Source organism: Mycobacterium sp. URHD0025 (genome assembly GCF_000426065.1).
Lineage (GTDB): Bacteria > Actinomycetota > Actinomycetes > Mycobacteriales > Mycobacteriaceae > Mycobacterium.
Map to the genome: position 1 here is coordinate 100,850 of NZ_AUEQ01000012.1, position 18,612 is coordinate 119,461.

14 protein-coding genes and 1 riboswitch are annotated in these 18,612 nt (G+C 66.9%); of the genes, 11 read left to right on the top strand and 3 right to left on the bottom strand.

Annotated features, from left to right (window positions below):
* Positions 1 to 24: 24 nt before the first annotated feature.
* Positions 25 to 1,956 (bottom strand): ABC transporter ATP-binding protein/permease, encoded by a 1,932-nt coding sequence (locus tag H977_RS0119185; protein ID WP_029109370.1) that lies wholly within the window; start codon positions 1,954 to 1,956, stop codon positions 25 to 27.
* A gap of 119 nt (positions 1,957 to 2,075) precedes the next feature.
* On the opposite strand from H977_RS0119185, the gene secA2 reads away from it, so the two are divergent.
* The 11 genes from secA2 (at position 2,076) to gcvP (ending at position 13,899) form a co-directional block, all read left to right on the top strand.
* Positions 2,076 to 4,460: an accessory Sec system translocase SecA2 gene (secA2, locus tag H977_RS0119190; RefSeq protein ID WP_029109371.1), complete on the top strand. Its 2,385-nt coding sequence runs from the start codon at positions 2,076 to 2,078 to the stop codon at positions 4,458 to 4,460.
* A 9-nt stretch (positions 4,461 to 4,469) separates the two neighbouring features.
* Positions 4,470 to 5,093, top strand: coding sequence for a CDP-alcohol phosphatidyltransferase family protein (locus H977_RS0119195; protein ID WP_029109372.1), 624 nt, complete (start codon positions 4,470 to 4,472; stop codon positions 5,091 to 5,093).
* The gene (locus H977_RS0119200; protein ID WP_029109373.1) at positions 5,090 to 5,989 is read left to right on the top strand and encodes a DUF881 domain-containing protein; all 900 of its coding nucleotides are present in this window, start codon (positions 5,090 to 5,092) and stop codon (positions 5,987 to 5,989) included. The genes H977_RS0119195 and H977_RS0119200 overlap by 4 nt, the downstream gene beginning before the upstream one ends.
* 28 nt (positions 5,990 to 6,017) lie before the next feature.
* A complete protein-coding gene (locus H977_RS0119205) occupies positions 6,018 to 6,350 on the top strand; it encodes a small basic family protein (RefSeq protein ID WP_003882035.1) in 333 nt (110 codons plus the stop codon).
* Between the two features lie 220 nt (positions 6,351 to 6,570).
* Positions 6,571 to 7,323 (top strand): DUF881 domain-containing protein, encoded by a 753-nt coding sequence (locus tag H977_RS33520; protein ID WP_036476517.1) that lies wholly within the window; start codon positions 6,571 to 6,573, stop codon positions 7,321 to 7,323.
* Positions 7,324 to 7,368: 45 nt separating this feature from the next.
* Entirely contained in the window at positions 7,369 to 7,764 is a 396-nt protein-coding gene (gene gcvH / locus H977_RS0119215) for a glycine cleavage system protein GcvH (protein ID WP_029109375.1), read from the top strand.
* Positions 7,765 to 7,954: 190 nt separating this feature from the next.
* The gene (gene garA / locus H977_RS0119220; RefSeq protein WP_029109376.1) at positions 7,955 to 8,434 is read left to right on the top strand and encodes a glycogen accumulation regulator GarA; all 480 of its coding nucleotides are present in this window, start codon (positions 7,955 to 7,957) and stop codon (positions 8,432 to 8,434) included.
* A 3-nt stretch (positions 8,435 to 8,437) separates the two neighbouring features.
* Positions 8,438 to 9,190, top strand: coding sequence for a transcriptional regulator FtsR (ftsR, locus tag H977_RS0119225; protein ID WP_029109377.1), 753 nt, complete (start codon positions 8,438 to 8,440; stop codon positions 9,188 to 9,190).
* 122 nt (positions 9,191 to 9,312) lie between these two features.
* Complete coding sequence (locus H977_RS0119230) at positions 9,313 to 9,807, top strand: bifunctional nuclease family protein (RefSeq protein WP_019346056.1); 495 nt, start codon at positions 9,313 to 9,315, stop codon at positions 9,805 to 9,807.
* Between the two features lie 255 nt (positions 9,808 to 10,062).
* Positions 10,063 to 10,683, top strand: a complete 621-nt coding sequence (locus tag H977_RS0119235; protein ID WP_029109378.1) for a MerR family transcriptional regulator — start codon at positions 10,063 to 10,065, stop codon at positions 10,681 to 10,683.
* A gap of 129 nt (positions 10,684 to 10,812) precedes the next feature.
* A riboswitch (glycine riboswitch) is annotated at positions 10,813 to 10,911 on the top strand.
* A 153-nt stretch (positions 10,912 to 11,064) separates the two neighbouring features.
* Entirely contained in the window at positions 11,065 to 13,899 is a 2,835-nt protein-coding gene (gene gcvP, locus H977_RS0119240) for an aminomethyl-transferring glycine dehydrogenase (protein WP_029109379.1), read from the top strand.
* A 134-nt stretch (positions 13,900 to 14,033) separates the two neighbouring features.
* On the opposite strand, the gene H977_RS0119245 is transcribed toward gcvP, so the two are convergent.
* Together H977_RS0119245 and H977_RS0119250 are read right to left on the bottom strand one after the other, a co-directional pair.
* Positions 14,034 to 16,322 (bottom strand): substrate-binding domain-containing protein, encoded by a 2,289-nt coding sequence (locus H977_RS0119245; protein WP_029109380.1) that lies wholly within the window; start codon positions 16,320 to 16,322, stop codon positions 14,034 to 14,036.
* 55 nt (positions 16,323 to 16,377) lie between these two features.
* Entirely contained in the window at positions 16,378 to 18,600 is a 2,223-nt protein-coding gene (locus H977_RS0119250) for a malate synthase G (protein WP_029109381.1), read from the bottom strand.
* Between the last annotated feature and the right edge of the window lie 12 nt (positions 18,601 to 18,612).

Genomic DNA, 18,612 nt, shown 5'->3' on the forward strand with positions numbered 1-18,612 from the left:
CGGGAAGTTACCGGGAACGGCCGCTCACGGTTGCTTGATCAGGTCGGCCTCGTCATCTTCGACGCGTCCCAGCCGCCATTCGCCTTCACCGAGCAGCTCTAGTTCATGCGTGTGGTGCTGCTCGACGGTGGTGCGGTGACTGACGCTGACCAGGATGGTGTCGGGCAGGTCGGTGCGCACCCGTTGATACAGCATGAATTCGAGACCTTCGTCGAGCGCGGAGGTCGACTCGTCGAGGAACACCACCTTGGGCTTGACGAGCAGGATGCGGGCGAACGCGATTCGCTGCTGCTCACCGGGGGACAGCACCTTGGCCCAGTCCTGCACCTCGTCCAGCCGGCTGACCAGATGAGGCAGCGCCACCTCGTCGAGAGTCCGCCTGAGTGCCTCGTCGTCGACGGAACCCTCCTCGCCCGGGTACGTGACCACCGCCCGCAGGTCGCCGAGAGGGACGTAGGGCAACTGCGAGAGGAACATGGTTTCGTTGGGGCCGCACGGACGGGTCAGAGTGCCCGAGGTGAAGGGCCACAGTTCGGCGAGGCTGCGCAGCAGGGTCGTCTTGCCGCTGCCCGAGGGCCCGGTGATGACCAACGTGTCGCCCACCTGCAGGTGCAGGTCGAGGGGGTTGATGAGCTGCCTGCCGTCGGGTGTGCGGACCTCGACGTCGGTGAGCTTCACCGTGCCGTCCACACATGGCAGCGTGGTCACCTCAGGCAGCGCCCTGCCCTCTTCGTTGGCCACGACCAGCCCGTGGAGACGCATGACCGCGGCCCGGTATCCGGCGAATTGGTCGTAGGCAGTACGGAAGAAGGACAACCCGTCGAGCAGGCTGCGGAAGGCGCTGGCGGTCTGGTTCAGCGCGCCCAGGGTGATCTCGCCGCTGTAGAACCGCGGGAACTGCACGATGTAGGGGATGAGCTCCTGGGCCTGGTCGATCGAGTTGTTCCAGCCCTGGAACTTGATCATCCGGTTGATGTAGTTCTGATAGTTCGACACGACCGGTGCGAACAGCTTCCGTAGCCCGGTCCGCTCGGCGATCTCTCCGCGGTAGAAGGCCACCGCTTCGGAGGCATCGCGCAGCCGCACCAGCGCGTAGCGGAAGGCCGCGTTGTACTTCTCGTTGTTGAAGGCCAGCTGGATGATGGGCCGGCCGATCCAGAACGCCACGACCGTGGCGAACAGGACGTAGACGATGCCGATCCAGAAGATCGCCCGGGGCAGGTCGATGCCGACCAGCGGCAGGGTGACGCGACCGGACAGGTTCCACAGAATCGCGGTGAACGAAATCATCGAGGCCACCGAATAGATGGAGCCGAACAGCAGGGTGTTCGTGGAGCCCGCGCTGGGACGGTTCGGCAGCGAGTCGATGCCCGCGGTGAACGTGTCGATGTCGGCCTGGATGCGCTGGTCCGGGTTGTCGATGGTGTCGTCGATGAAGCGTGTGCGGTAGTAGGCCTTGCCGTCCAGCCAGTCACCGGTGAGCTGGCTGGTCAGCCAGGCCCGCCAGCGCAGCATGAACCGTTGGGCCATATAGATGTCGAGCATGATCCGGGCGATATGGACGGCTGCCAGCAGTGCGAAGACGGCCAGCGACAGCCAGAACCCGTCTTTACCGGACGCCTTGACGGCCTCGTTGCCGCCGGAGATACCGCCGGCGATCACCTGGAAGCTGGTCATCATGTCGTTGCCCTGATAGCTGAACAGCACCGACAGGCGCACGCCCGCGATCACCGAGAGCAGCAGCGCCGCCAGCCACAGCCACACGATCACGCTGTCGCGGCCGACGAAGTATCCGCGGGTAATCCGCCAGAACTGCCTGCCCCACGGGGTGAGCCTGGCGAGCAGAACCAGGATCACCATCGTGGAGATCGCCGCCATCAGCCACCCTTTGGCGATCCACACCAGCGACGTCGCGAGCTCATTGCCCCAGTCCAGGGTCGGAGTGAACATCTCCATGCGGGCAAGGTACCCCGCGCGACCGCGACGAGCCTGTGGGACACCGTCCCGGTGTGCTGCGCCGATCCTGTTCGGGGTCACGCTCAAAGGCAACCGCCGCGTCCGCGTACCGTGAACATGTGCCGAAGACGTCCAGCGCCAAACCGGGCCGCGTGAGCAGCAAGTTCTGGAAGCTATTGGGGGCCACCACCGAGCGCAACGAGGCTCGGTCGCTCTCAGAGGTCAAGGGAGCAGCGGCGTTCGAAGACAAGGCCGCCGGGCTCGACGACGAGCAGCTCACCAAGGCCGCCAAGCTCCTCGAACTCGAGGACCTGGCCGCATCCGCGGACATGCCCCAGTTCCTCGCGCTGGCCCGCGAAGCCGCCGACAGAACGACGTCCCTCAGACCCTTTGATGTGCAGCTGCTCGCCGCGCTGCGGATGCTTGCCGGCGACGTCGTGGAGATGGCCACCGGTGAGGGCAAGACCCTGGCCGGGGCGATCGCCGCGGCCGGCTACGCGATCGGCGGCAGGCACGTCCATGTCATCACCATCAACGACTATCTGGCGCGTCGCGACGCCGAGTGGATGACGCCGCTGCTGGAGGCCCTGGGATTGACGGTCGGCTGGATCACCGCCGATTCCACCGCCGAACAACGGCGCGAGGCCTACGAGTGCAACGTCACGTATGCCTCGGTCAACGAGATCGGGTTCGACGTACTGCGCGATCAGCTGGTCACCGACGTCGCCGACCTCGTCTCACCCAATCCCGACGTGGCTCTCATCGACGAGGCCGACTCCGTGCTGGTCGATGAGGCGCTCGTTCCGCTCGTGCTGGCCGGCACCAGCCATCGTGAGCAGCCCCGCGTCGAGATCATCAGGATGGTCGGCGACCTGATCACCGGCCCCGACGCGCACGAGAATTTCGCGACCGACGACGACAACCGCAACGTGCACCTCACCGACACCGGTGCACGCAAGCTGGAGGCCCGCCTCGGCGGGATCGACCTGTACTCCGAGGAACACGTAGCGACCACGCTCACCGAGATCAATGTCGCACTGCACGCGCACGTGCTGCTGCAGCGCGATGTGCACTACATCGTCCGGGATGGCGCGGTCCACCTGATCAACGCGTCGCGCGGACGGATCGCCTCGCTGCAACGCTGGCCCGACGGCCTGCAGGCCGCCGTCGAGGCCAAAGAAGGTATCGAGACCACCGAGACCGGTGAGGTGCTCGACACCATCACGGTCCAGGCCCTGGTCAACCGCTACCCGACCGTGTGCGGCATGACCGGAACCGCGTTGGCCGCCGGCGAGCAGTTGCGTCAGTTCTACAAACTCGGGGTGTCGCCGATCCCACCGAACAAGCCCAACATCCGCGAAGACGAGACCGACCGGGTGTATCTCACCGAGGCGGCCAAGAACCACGCCATCGTCGAACACATCGCCGAGGTACACGCGACCGGTCAGCCGGTGCTGGTCGGCACGCACGACGTCGCCGAATCCGAGGACCTGCACCGCAGGCTGGTCAAGGCGGGTGTCCCCGCCGTCGTGCTCAACGCCAAGAACGACGCCGAAGAGGCCGCCGTCATCGCCGAGGCGGGCAAGTTGGGCTCGGTGACCGTGTCGACCCAGATGGCCGGTCGCGGCACCGACATCCGGTTGGGCGGATCCGACGCCGGCGACGACTCGCCGGAGAAGGAGAAGGTGGCCGATCTGGGCGGGCTGCACGTGGTCGGTACCGGCCGGCATCACACCGAACGGCTGGACAATCAGCTGCGCGGGCGCGCCGGGCGCCAGGGCGACCCGGGCTCGACGGTGTTCTTCTCCAGCTGGGAGGACGAGGTCGTGGCCTCCCACCTCGACGGCACCAAGCTGCCCACCGAAACCGACGAAGACGGCCGGATCATCGCGCCCAAGGCGGCGGGTCTGCTCGACCACGCGCAGCGCGTCGCCGAGGGCAGGCTGCTCGACGTGCACGCCAACACGTGGCGCTACAACCAGCTGATCGCGCAGCAGCGCGCCATCATCGTGGACCGCCGTGAAACTCTGTTGCGCACCGACACCGCCCGCCAGGAGCTCAAAGAGCGGTCACCCGAGCGGTACGAGAAGCTCGTCGAGGAGCTCGGGGACACGCGCACGCGAGGAGCACAAGAAGATGATGCCGAGGAAAAGCTGGAGAAGATCTGCCGGCTGATCATGCTCTACCACCTGGACCGCGGCTGGTGTGATCACCTGGCGTTCCTCGCCGACATCCGGGAGAGCATCCACCTGCGGGCCCTGGGCCGTCAGAACCCTCTCGACGAATTCCACCGGATGGCCGTCGACGCGTTCGCGTCACTGGCCGCCGATGCCATCGAGGCTGCCCAGCAGACCTTCGACACGGCGGACTCGATCGAAGACGAGCCCGGCATCGACCTGTCCAAGCTCGCGCGGCCGACATCGACGTGGACCTACATGGTCCACGACAATCCGCTCAACGACGACACCATGTCCGCGCTGAGCCTTCCGGGTGTGTTCCGCTAGGTTTTAGGCATGGACCACGCGCCTGCTCCTGAGGGCAGGAGTGCTCCGGCGCCGATTGACTCACGGGACCGGGTGCTTACGGTGCCCAATGCGCTCAGTGCGCTGCGCCTGGTGCTGGTACCGGTGTTCCTGTGGCTGCTGTTCGGTGCGCATGCCAACGGGTGGGCCGTCGCCATCCTGATGTTCAGCGGCTTCTCCGACTGGGCCGACGGCAAGATCGCGCGGCTGGTCGACAATCAATCGTCCCGGCTCGGCGAGCTGCTCGACCCGCTCGTCGACCGGATCTACATGATCACCGTTCCGGTCGCGCTGGCGCTCTACGGCGTGGTGCCGTGGTGGCTGGTCCTGACGCTCCTGGGCCGCGATGCACTGCTGGCCGCCACGCTGCCCCTGTTGCGGCGCCGCGGACTGACCGCGCTGCCGGTGACGTATCTGGGCAAGGCTGCGACGTTCGCGCTCATGTCGGGTTTCCCGTGGGTGTTGCTCGGCCAGTGGGATGCGACGTGGAGCCGGGTGGCGCTGGCGTGCGGATGGGCCTTCCTGTTGTGGGGTGCGGCGTTGTACCTGTGGTCGGCGGTGCTGTACCTGATCCAGGTGACGATGGTGGTGCGACAACTGCCCCTCAGATCATGAGCACCCTGGGCGGCTACGCGTCGGGGGCAGGGCTCAACGATCATGAGGCCCACGCACCCAAGCGCCTTCCGCTGCCCTCCCTGCTGCGGTCGTTGCTGTCGGAGCATCTCGATCCCGGCTACGCCGCGGCGGCCGCCGCGCGTGAGGCCGATGATCGTCCACGTCGACGCGTCCGCGACATCGGCTGGTTGCTGTTGGGCGCAGGCGCGATCGCCACTGTGTTCGCAGTCGCCGCTGGTCAGGCCCAGACGGCGGCCCCGGCGGCCAGAGAAGCCCAGCACACCATGGCCGGGCGGGTGCGTGCGGCTCAGATCAGTGCCGACCAGATCAGTACCGAGCGCGACGCACTCGTCGATCGGCTGGACGCCGAGCGGCGCAGCAGGCTCGGCATGGACGAGAACGGCCAGCAACTGCTCGGCAGTCTGGATACGGCCAACATCGCGGCCGCCGCCATTCCGATGATCGGTCCCGGGCTGACTGTCACCGTCACCGACCCCGGTCTGTCGAAAGACCTCAGCGACGTGTCCAAACAGCGGGTCGCCGGTGGCCAGCAGATCATCCTCGACCGGGACCTGCAGCTGGTGGTCAATTCACTGTGGGCCAGTGGGGCAGAGGCGGTTTCGGTGGGCGGCGTACGGGTCGGCGCCGGTGTCACGATCCGCCAGGCGGGTGGCGGGATTCTGGTCGACAACCAGCCGATCACGAGTCCGTATGCCATTGTGGCCATCGGACCGCCGAAAGGTATGGCCGATACCTTCGACCGCACCCCGGGTCTGCAGCGGCTGCGGCTGCTGGAGACTTCTTACGGCGTCGGGGTGAACGTCACCGCGGGAGACGGTCTGACCGTGCCCGCGGTTTCGGTACGTGATGTCAACTTCGCCAAACAGATTGGATAGGCCTGACGTGCACAGGATTGACCGTTAGATGATCGGGATCGTCGCACTGGTCGTCGGGATCGTGCTCGGCTTGGTTTTCCACCCGAGCGTTCCCGAGTTCGTCGAGCCATACCTTCCGATCGCCGTGGTGGCGGCACTCGACGCGGTGTTCGGCGGGTTGAGGGCCTATCTGGAGCGGATATTCGACGCCAAGGTCTTCGTGGTGTCGTTCGTGTTCAACGTGTTGGTGGCGGCGTTGATCGTCTACGTCGGCGATCAGTTGGGTGTCGGTACCCAGCTGTCGACGGCGATCATCGTGGTCCTCGGTATCAGGATCTTCGGTAATGCCGCCGCACTGCGGCGCAGGTTGTTCGGCGCCTGACATGACCGAACCGGAATCCACACCTCCGACCGAGCCGGAACCGCCGGCCGACACTGCTGCGCCGGCCGACAGTGCCGCGCCGGCCGACACGGCTGCGCCGGCCGAGGCCGAAGCCAAGCCGGAACCTGACGTCCCGCCCGAACCGGAGCCGGAAGCTCCTCCTGAACGCCAGGCGGAGCACGCACCGGAACATCACGCCGAGCACCACGGCCGTCACGAGATGCCGGCCGATGTCTCGCCGCGCCGGTTCCGGAACCTTCGGATCGTGCGCCGCAGCCGTTCACAGCTCGTTTTCGGCGGTCTCGGGGTGCTCTTGTGCGTTCTGCTCGGCATGGCGATCGTCACTCAGGTCCGCCAGAACGAGTCGGGGGATTCGCTGGAGACGGCGCGGCCGGCGGATCTGCTGGTGCTGCTCGATTCCCTGCAGCAACGTGAGGGCTCGCTCAACACGGAGGTGTCCGACCTGCAGCGCACCCTGCAGCAGTTGCAGGCCTCCGGCAGCAGTGATCAGGCCGCGATCGAGAACGCCCAGTCCCGGCTGGAAGCGCTGTCCATCCAGATCGGGACGGTGGCCGCGACAGGCCCGGGAGTGACGCTCACCATAGAAGACAATGCGCCCGGGGTTCCCGCCGAGACGATGCTCGATGTGATCAACGAGCTGCGCGCGGCCGGAGCCGAAGCCATCGAGATCCGCGGTGGAGATCAGCAATCGACCGTGCGGGTGGGCTTGGACACCTGGATCATCGGCACGCCCGGCCAGCTCACCGTCGACGACGTGACCTTGCGGCCGCCGTATTCGGTTCTGGCGATTGGGGATCCGCCGACGCTGGCTGCGGCGATGAACATTCCCGGCGGCGCAATGGACAGCGTCAAACGTGTCGGCGGCACGATGGTGGTACAACAAGCCGAGCGCGTCGACGTCACCGCCTTGCGGCAACCGAAACCACGCCAATACGCTCAGCCCGTCAAGTGAGCTTCAAATGAGCAGAGCAACCAACTCCACGAATGAAGGAGCGCCGTGAGCGACATCCCAGCCGACCTGTACTACACCTCGGAACACGAGTGGGTGTTGCGTACCGGTGATGACACGGTGCGGGTCGGCATCACCGATTACGCGCAGTCCGCGCTGGGCGACGTGGTGTTCGTCCAACTGCCCGATGTGGGTGCCCAGCTGGCCGCGGGAGACGCGTTCGGCGAGGTCGAGTCGACCAAATCGGTGTCGGACCTGTACGCCCCCGTGGCAGCGAAAGTCGTTGCGGTCAACGGGGATCTGGATGGCAGTCCGCAGCTGGTCAATTCGGACCCTTACGGCGAAGGCTGGCTGGTCGATCTGCGCCTCGAGGCGGGCACGCTCGAGGACGCCCTGGCAGGTTTGCTCGACGCGGACGGCTACCGCGCCGCCGTGACCGAGTAACGAATTGTTAGGGTTTCGGGGGCCGGTCGCCAAGACCGGCTGGGCCGTGCCCGGCGCGCAGATATCTTCCCCATCGGATCCGGCGGTGGTGGACCCAATGATGCCTGATGCGCGGTACGGTCGACGTGAGACCGACGATGGGCTGGGGCCACGCCGGGCGAACGCCACAGCAGCCAGTGAGGAGCAGCGGGTGACGGACAAGGACAGCAATTTGGGGGCCGACCAGTCGGAGGACGTGACGGTGGAAACCACATCGGTTTTCCGCGCGGACTTTCTGAACGAACTGGATGCGCCCGCAACGGCCGGTGCCGAAGGCTCCGTTTCCGGTGTCGAGGGCTTGCCCGCGGGTTCGGCATTGCTCGTCGTCAAGCGCGGACCGAACGCCGGATCGCGCTTCCTGCTCGATCAGCCGACAACGTCGGCGGGGCGGCACCCGGACAGCGATATTTTTCTCGATGACGTCACGGTGAGCCGCCGGCACGCCGAGTTCCGGTTGGAGAGCGGCGAGTTCCAGGTTGTCGACGTGGGCAGCCTCAACGGGACCTACGTCAACCGTGAGCCGGTCGATTCGGCCGTACTCGCCAACGGTGACGAAGTGCAGATCGGGAAATTCCGTCTGGTGTTCCTCACGGGCCCCCGGTCTGACGACGACAGCGGCCAGACCAGCTAGCCGATGACTGCCCCCGACAGACCTGCACTGGCCGGGATGTCGATCGGTGCAGTCCTGGACCTGCTCCGGGGTGACTTTCCGGACGTCAGCATCTCCAAGATCCGGTTTCTTGAGGCCGAGGGGTTGGTGACACCGCAGCGCACCGCGTCGGGTTACCGGCGGTTCACCGCGTACGACTGTGCGCGGTTGCGGTTCATCCTGACCGCCCAGCGTGACCAGTATCTGCCGTTGAAGGTGATCAAGGCTCAACTGGACGCTCAACCGGACGGGGAATTGCCGCAGACCGCATCCCCGTACGGGGTTCCGCGTCTGGTGCCCGTATCCGGCGACAACGACGATGTCGCCGGTTCCGGCGCAGGCGTCGTGGCGGCGGTCGGGCCACCCCAGGTGCGACTGTCCCGCGAAGACCTGTTGGCCCGGTCGGGTATCGATGAGGAGACGCTGGGAGCGCTGGTCCGCAACGGCATCATCACGCCCGGGCCAGGCGGGTTCTTCGATGAACATTCCGTCGTGATCGCCCAGTGCGCACGGGCCCTGGGCGACTACGGCGTCGAGCCCAGACACCTGCGGGCGTTCCGCTCCGCGGCGGACCGGCAATCGGATCTGATCGCCCAGATCGCAGGCCCAGTGGGCAAGGCGGGCAGGGCAGGAGCGCGCGACCGCGCCGACGACCTGGCCCGCGAAGTGGCCGCCTTGGCGATCACTTTGCACACGTCTCTCATCAAGTCCGCCGTACGCGACGTTCTGGATCGCTGAGGACTAGACTCGTTTTGACGGCCAGTTCGTCCAAGTCGGGACCCCCTGCCGATTGGTAACGGCGGACTGCGCGAGGACGAAGTTACGACGAAACGGCACGGCGGTGCGGAGGGCAGGCACAGATGGCTGAGGTTCGCGTGGTCGGCATTCGGGTGGAACAGCCACAGAACCAGCCCGTGTTGCTTTTGCGGGAGTCGAATGGTGATCGCTACCTACCGATCTGGATCGGGCAGTCGGAGGCCGCGGCGATCGCCCTGGAGCAGCAGGGTGTCGAACCCACCCGGCCCCTCACGCACGACCTGATTCGAGATGTCATTGCCGCCCTGGGGCATTCGCTCAAAGAGGTGCGGATCGTGGACTTGCAGGAAGGCACGTTCTACGCCGATCTGATCTTCGACCGCGACATCAAGGTTTCGGCGAGGCCGTCGGACTCGGTGGCCATCGCGCTACGCGTCGGCGTGCCGATCTACGTGGAGGAGGCGGTGCTGGCCGAGGCCGGCCTGCTGATCCCCGACGAGAACGACGAAGAGGCCGCAGGCACTGTCCGTGAGGACGAGGTGGAGAAGTTCAAGGAGTTCCTCGACAGCGTTTCGCCGGACGACTTCAAGGCGACATGACGCCCGCCCGCCCGGCCGTGCAGTCGCAGATCACGGCAACGTCTCAACTGGGTATACCGGTGTCGACACGCGGCGCGGGAGACAATGGGGCGGGAATTCGGGCGCCATACTTTCTTCACAGCGGGCAATCAGGGCCCGACGGGAAGCGTATGCTCGACACATTCGAGCGCGCAGCAAACCGTCGCGGTAGAGATTGCCGCGGTGCAGGACCTAGAAGTTCGGTGCGGGCGAGTTCGATCGGCGAGAGGATTCACAGTGGGTGACACGCCACGGCAGGAAGAGCTGGATCTGACCACCAGGGGCGGCGCGGAGCCGCCGGTCAGGCCGTCTGGCGAACCCGTGCAGGGCGGCCTGTTCCCCGACGATTCGGTACCCGACGAGCTGGTCGGTTACCGCGGTCCCAGCGCATGCCAGATCGCCGGTATCACCTACCGGCAGCTCGATTACTGGGCTCGCACGTCACTGGTGGTCCCCTCCATCCGGGGTGCGGCCGGTTCGGGCAGCCAGCGCCTCTACTCGTTCAAGGACGTGCTCGTCCTCAAGATCGTCAAGCGGCTGCTGGACACCGGTATCTCGTTGCACAACATCCGCGTTGCGGTCGACCACCTCCGCCAGCGCGGCGTGCAGGATCTGGCCAACATCACCCTGTTCTCCGACGGCACCACGGTTTACGAGTGCACCTCGGCCGAAGAGGTTGTCGACCTGCTGCAGGGTGGCCAGGGCGTCTTCGGCATTGCGGTATCGGGCGCCATGCGTGAGCTGACCGGCACCATCGCCGACTTCCCGGGCGAGCGCGCCGACGGCGGAGAGTCCATCCCGTCCCCCGAGGACGAGTTGGCGTCGCGGCGCAAAAGTCGCGACCGCAAAATCGGCTGATTCTCCTTCCCCGACAGACATCTAGCGGCTTTGCGGGGGTGCCCCGCGTGGGCCAGTGGTTCCGTGTGCGAGGCACTGTTCGTGGCGTGCTGAGCAGCCGGTAGAAGCCCGGTAGGATGAGGGACGCATCGCCCTCGTGCGGGAGAGCTTCGTGACAGCCAGCCACGGACGCCGAAGGAGCAATACCTCTCCGTCAACCTCTCAGGCACCCAGGACCGCGCCAGGCCCCGATGCCTCTGGAAAGTGGTGCCCGCTGGGTACCCGCCCATGGGGAAAGGTCCTGCACCGGGGCTGAATCTCTCAGGCGCCCGGACCGGGTCGACGACAGAGGGAGAGGGACGCCTACGACGTCTCAGCACGTCTGCGCCTCAGGAGAGTGTCGTGTCCGACCAGCACACATCGCGTTTCGCCGATCGTCACATCGGCCCCGACGCCGCCGCCGTCAACACCATGCTCGAGGTGATCGGCGTGGCCTCCCTGGACGAGCTCGCCGCCAAGGCGCTGCCGGCAGGCATCCTCGACGCGCTCTCCTCCGACGGGATCGCCCCAGGCCTGCAAGGCCTACCCGCGCCGGCCACCGAGGAGGAGTCTCTGGCCGAGCTGCGTGCCCTTGCCGATTCCAACACCACCGCGGTCTCGATGATCGGCCAAGGGTATTTCGACACTTTCACCCCCGCCGTGTTGCGGCGCAACATTCTTGAGAACCCCGCCTGGTACACCGCGTACACGCCGTACCAGCCGGAGATCAGCCAGGGCCGCCTCGAGGTGCTGCTGAACTTCCAGACCATGGTGTCGGACCTGACCGGCCTCGAAGTGGCCAACGCCTCGATGCTCGACGAGGGCACCGCCGCGGCCGAGGCCATGACGCTGATGCACCGCGCGACCAAGTCCAAGACCAACCGGCTGGTGGTCGACACCGATGTGTACGCGCAGACCGCTGCCGTGCTGGCCACCCGCGCCGAGCCGCTCGGCATCGAGATCGTCACCGCGGATCTGCGCCAGGGACTTCCTGACGGAGAGTTCTTCGGCGTCATCGTGCAATTGCCCGGGGCAAGCGGCCGTGTCGACGAATGGTCGGAGCTGATCGGCGCCGCCCATGAGCGCGGTGCGCTCGTCGCCGTCGGCGCCGATCTCTTGGCGCTGACCCTGATCACCCCGCCGGGGGAGGCCGGAGCCGACGTGGCCTTCGGGACGAGCCAACGGTTCGGTGTACCAATGGGATTCGGCGGCCCTCACGCGGGTTACCTTGCCGTACACGCCAAGCACGCCCGTCAGTTGCCGGGCCGGCTGGTCGGCGTGTCCGTGGATGCGGACGGGGCGCCGGCCTACCGGCTGGCCCTGCAGACCCGTGAGCAGCACATTCGCCGGGACAAGGCGACCAGCAACATCTGTACCGCTCAGGTTCTGCTGGCGGTGATGGCGGCGATGTACGCCAGCTACCACGGTGCACAGGGATTGACCGCGATCGCCCGCCGCGTGCACGGCCACGCCTCGGTGATCGCGGCCGCGCTCGGCGATGCGCTGGTGCACGACAAGTACTTCGACACCGTGCTGGCCCGAGTGCCCGGGCGCGCCGATGATGTGATCTCGGCGGCCAAGGCCGAGGGGATCAACCTGTGGCGTGTCGATGCCGACCATGTGTCGGTGTCCTGCGACGAGGCGACCACCGACGAGCACGTGGCCGCGGTGCTGCGGGCATTCGGAGCCGCCCCGGCGACCGATCCGCTGAATGCCGGCATCGCGACGCGTACATCGGAATTCCTGACGCATCCGGCGTTCAACGCCTACCGCACCGAGACGGAGATGATGCGATACCTCCGGTCGTTGGCGGACAAAGATATTGCTCTGGACCGCAGCATGATTCCGCTGGGCTCCTGCACCATGAAGCTCAATGCGGCCGCTGAGATGGAGCCGATCACCTGGCCCGAGTTCGGCCGCCAGCACCCGTTCGCGCCGGCGTCGGACAATCCGGGGCTACGCAAACTGATCGCCGATCTGCAGGACTGGCTCACCGGGATCACCGGCTACGACCAGATTTCGTTGCAGCCCAACGCCGGTTCGCAAGGTGAATACGCGGGCCTGCTGGCCATCAAGGCTTACCACGTCTCCCGCGGCGACACGGATCGCGATCTGTGCCTGATCCCGTCGAGCGCACACGGCACCAACGCGGCGTCGGCAGCGCTGGCCGGCATGCGGGTCGTGGTGGTGGCCTGCCGCGAGAACGGCGATGTCGACCTCGACGACCTGCGAGCGAAGATCGCTCAGCACGCGGACCATATCGCGGCGCTGATGATCACCTACCCCTCGACTCATGGGGTGTACGAGCACGATGTCGCCGAGATCTGCGCGGCGGTGCACGATGTGGGTGGGCAGGTCTACGTGGACGGCGCGAACCTCAATGCGCTGGTCGGGTTGGCCCGGCCGGGCCGCTTCGGCGGTGATGTCAGCCATCTGAACCTGCACAAGACGTTCTGCATCCCGCACGGCGGCGGCGGTCCCGGTGTCGGACCGGTCGCGGTGCGATCGCATCTGGCGCCGTTCCTGCCGGGCCATCCGCTGGCCGATGAGCTGCCCGACGAGCACACCGTGTCGTCGGCACCGTACGGGTCGGCGTCGATCCTGCCGATCACGTGGGCCTACATCCGGATGATGGGTGCCGAGGGCCTGCGCGCGGCTTCGCTGACCGCGATCGCGTCGGCCAACTACGTGGCCCGCCGGCTCGACGAGTATTACCCGGTGCTCTACACCGGCGAGAACGGCATGGTGGCCCACGAGTGCATCCTCGATCTTCGCGCGATCACCAAGGACACCGGCGTGACCGTCGACGATGTGGCAAAGCGGCTGGCCGACTACGGTTTCCACGCACCCACCATGAGCTTTCCGGTGGCGGGCACCTTGATGGTCGAGCCGACCGAGAGTGAGAGCCTGACCGAGGTCGACGCGTTCTGCGACGCGATGATCGCGATCCGCGCCGAGATCGACCGCGTCGGTTCGGGGGAGTGGCCGGTGGAGGACAACCCGCTGCGCGGCGCGCCCCACACGGCCGAGTGCCTGTTGGTGGCGGATTGGGATCACCCCTACACCCGCGAACAGGCCGCGTACCCGCTGGGCAAGGGCTTCCGTCCGAAGGTCTGGCCGCCGGTTCGCCGCATCGACGGCGCCTACGGCGACCGGAACCTGGTCTGCTCCTGCCCGCCGGTGGAGGCGTTCGCCTAGCGCGCGAAAAGGCTGGGCGCTTTTATGCGTCGATTTCTATCCCGGGGCTGTGCACGATCGCTTCGGCCCACCCTGGGGTAGAAAACGGCGCGCCGCGGAACATCCGATGCGGCGTGTGCTCAGCGTGCCGCGGCTCAGCCCAGCATGGTGTTGACGGCGTTGGTCAGGTCGGGCGACGCGGAGCTGGAAAGATGTTGGTAGGTGCCGCTACTCGCCTGCGCGACCCCTTCCCATGCGGCCCGGTCCGACCCGCTGCCGAAATCGATGACATTGACCGCGATCGGCCGGGCGGGATCGTATGCGCCGCGGATGAAATCCTGCAGGCCCGACCCGTCCAGGCTCTGATCGGTGTGCGGGCCGGTGGTGATCACCAGAATTGAATTGGTCTGGCCCTCACGGTATTTCGACAGCGCCTCGTTGTAGAGCATGCGCAGCGTGGTGAACGAGACCGCGCCGCCACCGGAAGCGGACTGCTCGTCCAAGGTCGAGGTCAGCGCCTCGGAGCGGCGCTGACCGCTCACCGGCTCGGCCAGCGGCCCGGTCGACACCTCTGACCGGCCTTCGGTGCCGTCGAAGGTCCACAGGCCGACGGCGGCGGTGTCCGGTAGTGCTTTGAGCCTGCTGTTGAGCGCGGCCACCACGTTGGCCAGCCGGGACTTGCCGCCCTCTTCGGTCGGCATCGACTGATCGAGCATGATCGTGACGGCGGGGCTTCCCGTCGGCGCGGCGGTCGCATTGGCCAGCGTGACCCGCATGGTGTTGTCACCGATCGACAACGGGGCCGCCAGCTTCCCGAAATCGGTCACGTCGCTGGACGGAGGCGTCGTCCCCTCTGCCCGGAAGCCGGCCTTCGCCAGCTCGGCGAGCTGCTCGGGTTTGCGTAGGTAGCGGGCGAATTCGTTGGCCGCGGTGACCTGTTCCTTCTCCAGCCAGTCTCCGGCCAGCAGGACAGTCGGGTAGTCGGCGGTGGCGGTCGGGCCGGGCGGCACCCAACCGGCCAGTGAGGACTTGGCGTCGTCGAGTGACGTGCCCCGCTGGAAGACCTGTTGTTCGGTGGTGGCCACCGCGTGTACCGGCGCGGTCGCCGGATCGGACGCGTTGAGCAGCGCATCCAGGGCGGTCCCCAGTTCGGCGTCGTCGAGCTTGGGCTGCCCATTGAGCAGACTGTTGACGCCGCTCATACCCGAGGTCGGCGGCGCCCCGGCGGGCGCGGATGCCGCGGCCACGGCCTCGGCGGCAAGCGAGGCGGCGTCGCCGTTGCTGTGGGTCGGCAGCGCGAGTTTGAGCGTGCCCCAACCGGGCAGCTTGAGCGCGTTCATCGCGGGCGGGCTGCTTTGCAACTGCGGCAGGGTGGCCCAGGTCTGTTGTGCCAGCGCGTCCTTGAGCTGCGGACGGACCGCGAGCAGAACCGGTGAGGTGACCAGGGAGCGGCTGTCGCTGACGGTCTTGGCGCCGGCGGTCGCCTCCAGTCGCGCCTCGGCGATGCTGCTGGCCGGTATCCACAGCGCCGGACGATCGCCGAGTTCCTTGGGCCACGTATTCGCGAAACCACTGACCACGCGGTCGGATTCGGCGGACTGCACGCGGACCTTGACGCAGCGGTCACCCACGGGACTGACCGATTCGTTGTAGGCGTTGGCGAGCCCCTCGATATGTGTCGAGATGGTCGGGTCGGCGATGACCGCAACGCCGAGTTCACCGTCGACACACCGCGCGGCCGCGGCGTCGCTGCGCCCGGCGAGAACGCCACCGACGAACTTCCACAGGATCATCGCGCCGACCACGGCCACCACCGTGACGAGGGCGACGATCACACCGACGCTGACACCGCGGCGCCCGGACGCGACCGCGCGATGGCTGCCGGTCCACTCGCCGCCGTCCCAGTCGCCGCCGTGCTGGCGACTCGACGGGGTGGACGGGGGTGGCGGTTCGGAGACGGCCTCGAACTGCGCGGTCGGCTGATCATCGGCGTAGTCGTCGTCCGCGTACTCGTCCTCGGAATACTCGGCCGAGAATTCCGGCGCATAGTCGTCGTCGGCGGCATCGGCGTACTTGCCGCGGTATCCGTCGATGAACTCGTCGTCGTAACCGGCGTCCTCGACGTAGTCCGCTTCGTCGTAGTCGGCGTATTCCGAGTCCCGATAGTCCGATTCGTAGTCGTCGTCACCGTCCGCGTACCGGGGCGTGCGGTAGTCGGGCTCGGCTCGATGCGCCCGGTCGTCGGGCTGGTCGCGGTAGGCGGGCGCATCCCGGTAGCCGCGGTCGGCCGGATGCCCGGGCGCGCCGAAATCGTCTCCGGCGCGCCGAGACTGCTCGCGGCGGGGCGGTTCGTAGTCGGGCTCGTATTCATCGGAGAACCCGGACTCGCCGACGTGCGGCTCGTCGGGAGCATCCTCAGGGTCGGGAATGCTGTGCCTGCCCATTCCTAACCCCTGTACGTCTCGCGCCGACTAGTCATCCGGACCCGCCGAAGTCTAATCACTTCCCGGCGGTGCTCGCTTTGAACTCGCGGCGGCGCCGGTGCAGGATCGGCTCGGTGTAACCGTTGGGCTGCTGGGCCCCGGACAGGATCAGCTCCTGTGCCGCAGCAAACGCGATGCTGGCCTCCGGGTCGGGGGCCATCGCCAGGTAGTCGGCGTCACCGGCGTTCTGCTCGTCGACGACTGCGGCCATCCGGCGCAGGCTGGCCTTGACGTCCTCTTCGGTGATGACGCCGTGACGCAGCCAGTTGGCCAGCAGCTGGCTGGAGATCCGCAGGGTCGCGCGATCCTCCATGAGTGCCACGTTGTGGATGTCGGGCACCTTCGAGCAGCCGACACCGGCGTCGATCCAGCGGACCACGTAGCCCAGGATGGACTGGCAGTTGTTGTCCACCTCTTCGTGGATCTCCTCCGGCGACCAGGTCAGCGAGGAATCCGCGAGCGGGATGGTCAGCAGGTCTTCGATGGTGCTGCGCTTCTTGCCGGCCAGTTCCTTCTGAACGGCCTCGACGTCCACCTGGTGGTAGTGCATCGCGTGCAGGGTGGCCGCCGTGGGCGACGGCACCCACGCCGTGGTGGCGCCTGCCTTCGGCTGGCCGATCTTCTGCTCGACCATGTCGGCCATCAGATCGGTCATGGCCCACATGCCCTTGCCGATCTGGGCCTTACCGGCCAGGCCGGTGGCCAACCCGACGTCGACGTTGTTGTCCTCGTACGCCTTGATCCATGGCTGGGCCTTCATGGCGCCCTTGCGGATCATCGGGCCGGCCTCCATTGAGGTGTGGATCTCGTCGCCGGTGCGGTCCAGGAAACCGGTGTTGATGAACACCACGCGGTCGGCCGCTGCCTTGATGCAGGCTTTCAGGTTGACCGTGGTGCGGCGTTCCTCGTCCATGATGCCGACCTTGAGGGTGCCGCCCGGCAGGCCGAGCACGTCCTCGACGCGGCCGAACAGTTCGCAGGTGAAGGCGACCTCGTCGGGACCGTGCATCTTGGGCTTGACGATGTAGACCGAGCCGGTGCGGCTGTTCTTCAGCGGCCCGTTGGCTCCGTCGTTGTCGGCGGCATCCTTCAATCCGTGCATGGCGATCAGGCCCGTGAACAGGGCGTCCTGGATGCCCTCGGGGATCTCGTTACCGTCTGCGTCGACGATGGCGTCGTTGGTCATCAGGTGTCCGACGTTGCGGACGAACAGCAGGCTGCGTCCCGGCAGGGTCAGCTCACCCTCGCCGTCCGGGGTGGTGAAAGTCCGGTCGGGGTTGAGCACGCGGGTGAAGGTCTTGCCACCCTTGGCGACTTCCTCCGACAGATCGCCGCGGTTCAGGCCCAGCCAGTTGCGGTAGCCCAGCACCTTGTCGTCGGCGTCGACGGCGGCAACCGAATCCTCGAAGTCCATGATCGTGGTGATCGCGGATTCCAGGACCACGTCCTTGATGCCGGCGGCGTCGGTGGAGCCGACGGGGGAGTCGGGATCGATGAGGATCTCGATGTGCAGGCCGTGGTTGGCCAGCAGCACCGACCACTGGGGCCGGCCCAGCTCACCGGTGTAGCCGACGAATTGTTCGGGCGTGGCGAGGCCGGTACTGAGATCATCACCGTAGGTCACCAGCAACTGGCCGGCCCCGTCTTCTTGGACGATCTTGAGTCCCGTGGCGTCGCTCCAGGAGCCGGCGGCCAGCGGCGCGGCCTCGTCCAGGAAGTTGCGCGCGTAGGCGATCACCTTGTCGCCGCGGATCTGGTTGTAGCCGGACCCCTTCTCCGCGCCGTCTTCCTCGCTGATGACGTCCGTGCCGTACAGCGCGTCGTACAACGAGCCCCACCGGGCGTTGGCCGCATTGAGGGCGAATCGGGCGTTGAGGATCGGCACCACGAGCTGAGGGCCGGCGGTCGAGGTGATCTCGTCGTCCACGCCGGAGGTGGTGATGCTGAAGTCGGCCGGCTCGGGCAGCAGGTAGCCGATATCGGTGAGGAACTGCTTGTAGGCCTCGGGATCGACCGGCTCCAGCACATGTGCGCGGTGCCATTTGTCGATCTGCGCCTGCAGATCATCGCGACGGGCCAGCAGGTCCTGGTTCTTCGGGGTGAGGTCGGCGACGACCTTGTCCACGCCGGACCAGAAGCTGTCCGGGTCGACGCCGGTTCCCGGCAGTGCCTCGTTCGTGATGAAGTCGTGCAGCACCTGCGCCACACGCAGGTTTCCGACAGTCACGCGGTTGGTCATGCGCGTTTCCTC